This is a genomic window from Natrinema soli (assembly GCF_028618695.1).
Window position 1 is genome coordinate 1 of record NZ_JAQIVI010000482.1, and the last position, 3,075, is coordinate 3,075.

Annotated in this window: 4 protein-coding genes; 1 reads left to right on the plus strand and 3 read right to left on the minus strand. The window is 67.2% G+C overall.

Going from position 1 to position 3,075, the window contains the following annotated elements:
- Positions 1-69 precede the first annotated feature (69 nt).
- On the plus strand, positions 70-420 hold the full coding sequence (locus PGX04_RS24565; RefSeq protein WP_273740904.1) for a PqqD family protein: 351 nt from the start codon (positions 70-72) through the stop codon (positions 418-420).
- Positions 421-538: 118 nt separating this feature from the next.
- Here the strand turns inward: PGX04_RS24565 and PGX04_RS24570 are convergent, their stop codons facing one another.
- The 3 genes from PGX04_RS24570 to PGX04_RS24580 form a co-directional block, all read right to left on the minus strand.
- Positions 539-1,432, minus strand: coding sequence for a bifunctional methylenetetrahydrofolate dehydrogenase/methenyltetrahydrofolate cyclohydrolase (locus PGX04_RS24570; protein WP_273740905.1), 894 nt, complete (start codon positions 1,430-1,432; stop codon positions 539-541).
- Between the two features lie 98 nt (positions 1,433-1,530).
- Complete coding sequence (locus PGX04_RS24575) at positions 1,531-2,343, minus strand: alpha/beta fold hydrolase (RefSeq protein ID WP_273740906.1); 813 nt, start codon at positions 2,341-2,343, stop codon at positions 1,531-1,533.
- Between the two features lie 114 nt (positions 2,344-2,457).
- A partial coding sequence (locus PGX04_RS24580; RefSeq protein ID WP_273740907.1) for a hypothetical protein occupies positions 2,458-3,075 on the minus strand: 618 nt, incomplete at its 5' end.

The following is a 3,075-nucleotide window of genomic DNA, read 5'->3' on the forward strand; positions in this document are numbered from 1 at the left end:
CGCGCTCGTCGGCCTCTTCACGGCCAGCGTGCTCTGGAACGCGCCCGACCCGGCCGACGAAGCCGACGCATGAGCGCTCACGGGCCGACCGCGATCCCGAGACGGGCCGTCGAGGACTGGCGGGAGACGACCGTCGACGGCGACTCGAGGGTGACGATCGTCCGGACGAAAACCCCGCGGAACCGGCTCGACGAGTTCCTGTTCGACCTCTTCGGGACGAGCCGAGAGCGCGAACTCACGTTCGACGCCGTCGGGACGACCGTCTGGCGCCACTGCGACGGCGACCACACCGTCGCCGAGATCGCCGCGGTCGTCGCCGACACGCACGACGACGAGCGCGTCGACCCCGTCGACGAGACCCTCGCTCACTTCCTCATGCAACTCAAGGAGCGCGGGCTGATTCGGTTCGAGAACGAGTGAGAACGGCCGATCCACCGAATCGAACCGGGCGGAGAACGGAGTGCGGGCGGAGAACGGAATGTGGGCGGCCGTCGCGAGTGAGAGAACGAGTATGTCGAGGGACGGCTGCGCGGGTAGATCAGGGCAACTCGACGGCGACGTCTTCCTGCAGGCTCGCGGCTTTGACCGTGTTGTAGAGCAACATCGCGCGGGTCATCGGGCCGACGCCGCCGGGGACGGGCGTAATCGCGCTCGCCTTCTCCTCGGCGCTCTCGAACTCGACGTCGCCGACGAGTTCGTAGCCCTTCTCGGTGTCGGCGTCGACGCGGTTGACGCCGACGTCGATGACGATCGTCCCGTCCTCGAGCATCGAGCCGTCGATGAGTTCGGGGACGCCCACCGCCGCGACCACGATGTCCGCACTGCGAGTCTTTGCGGCGAGGTCGTCGGTTCGGGAGTGACAGACCGTCACCGTCGCGTTGCCGTCCTCGGCCTTCTGGATCAGCAGGTTCACCAGCGGCTTGCCGACGATGTCCGAGCGGCCGACGATCGTTACGTCCTTGCCCTCGGTGTCGACGTCGGCGGACTCGAGCAGTTTCTGGACGCCGTGGGGCGTACAGGGACGGAATCGGGCGTCGCCGGCGACGAGCCGACCGACGTTCTCGGGGTGGAAGCCGTCGACGTCCTTGCTCGGGTCGACGCGGCGGATCACGTTGCGGTAGTCGACGTGGTCCGGGACTGGGGCCTGAACGATGTAGCCGTGGATCCCGGGGTCGTCGTTCAGGTCGGCGATGGTATCGAACAGCGCTTCGGGCGGCGCGTCGCCGTCGACGTCGACGTGGTGGCTCTCGATGCCGACCTCCTCGCAGTCGCGCTGTTTCATGTTCACGTAGGTCTGGCTCGCGGGGTCGTCGCCCATCAGCACGGTCGCCAGCCCCGGCCGCGAACCCGCGTCCGCGAGAGTCTCGATCGCATCGGTCAGATCGTCCCGAATCTCGCTCGCGACGGCGTTGCCGTCGATGATCTCGGTCATTATCTGAGTGGGCGGCCGCGAGGCTCATTAATCCCCGGATTCGTGCCCAGAACAGCCCCAGAGTTAGGTCGAATACACACGTCCGTGTATAATTCGCCTCAGAACCGCGTGTCGAGGAACGCCCGGATCGCGTCGGTTACTGGCTCCGGATTCTCCAGCGTCGAGGTGTGGCCGGCCTCGGGAATCAGTTCCATCTCGGCGTCGGGTAGCTCCTCGAGCATCGGCTCGGCCCGCGACGGCGGGAGCGTCGAATCCTCTTCGCCGTGGACGATGAGTACCGGGACGTCGATCTCCGAGAGTCGATCGGTCACGTCTGCGCGACCGAGCCACGAGCCGAGCTCGTGGTAGACGGCTTTCCCGGAATAGGTCGCCCAGCGATCGACCCACGTTTCGACGAGCTCGCGGTTCTCCTCGAGCGTCGTCTCGCCGAACAGTTCGGCCGTCGACCCCTCCGCGATCTCGCGGGGTATCGGCTCGAGCACATCTGCGTACGGCTCCACGAGCGCGCTGTACTCCGCGCGCTCTTCGTCGGGATGGGGGGCGGCTATCGAGTCGATCAGGACGAGCCCGTCGACTCGCTCCGGGTACTCGAGGGCGAACCGTAGCGCCAGGAAGCCGCCCATCGACATGCCGCCGATGACGGCGCTCTCCTCGCCGATCCCGTCGAGCAGCGCGTCGCAGTCGTCGGCCAGATCCCACAGGTCGTAGCCCGGCGCGTACCGATCCGTCCGCGCCCGCAGATCGTAGGCGACGGCCCGATACTCGTCTTTCAGGGCCTCGAGTTGGGGCGCGAACATCGTCCGATCCATCAGCGTGCCGTGCGCGAAGACGACGGGCCGACCCTCGCCGACGTCGGTCGTCAGCGCGTCCGTTCTGGTCCGGTACATCTCCGTGGCCGTCTCGTCTCCCATGCGATTCGGTAACGGGAACCGTTATGAAAAAGGTATGTCACGCGGAAGGAGCAGACCGACACACTGGATGAGGGAGTCAGAGCCGAGCCAGTCGCTCGAGCACCGGCACGGCCGCTAGCGGTTCATCCCCGGTTCGGCCACGTTCCACTGGGTCGTGTCTCGCGCGTCGGTCACGACCAGCGCGTACTCGTCCACGACCCCCTGGTACTCGGTCGTCTCGGCCGCGTCGATCAGTATCCGGGCCTGTCGATCGTGGATATCGCGGGCGAACGACAGCGCGTCCGTATCCACGCCGACGGCCTCCGCCTCGAGTTCGGAGTTCAACCGCTCCGTCCAGACGTCCTCGGGCAGCAAACAGATGGCTCGCTCGTCGACCGACAGCGGCGGGACGCCGGCGACGTGATCGCCCGTCCCGACAAGGTCGTGGGTCTCGACGGCCTCGAGGATGCCGATCACGTCGGCCTCGGCGATATCGCCGTCGGCCTCGGCGAGGACCGACTCGAGCACGTCGGGATCGATCGGCGCGTCCATCGTCTCCGGACGGGGCGTGGGATCGCCGCGGTCCTCGCGTTCGATGACTTCCTCCGCGACGGGGTCGCTGTCGTCCGCGACGTCCGGCAGCGGTTCGGCGCGGTAGCTCTCGCCGTCGTCGAACCGAACCGGAATCAGACCGATCGTCTCGCCGCTCGTGATGGCGTCGAACAGCAGCGGCCGATCGGTCTCGTAGGTCTC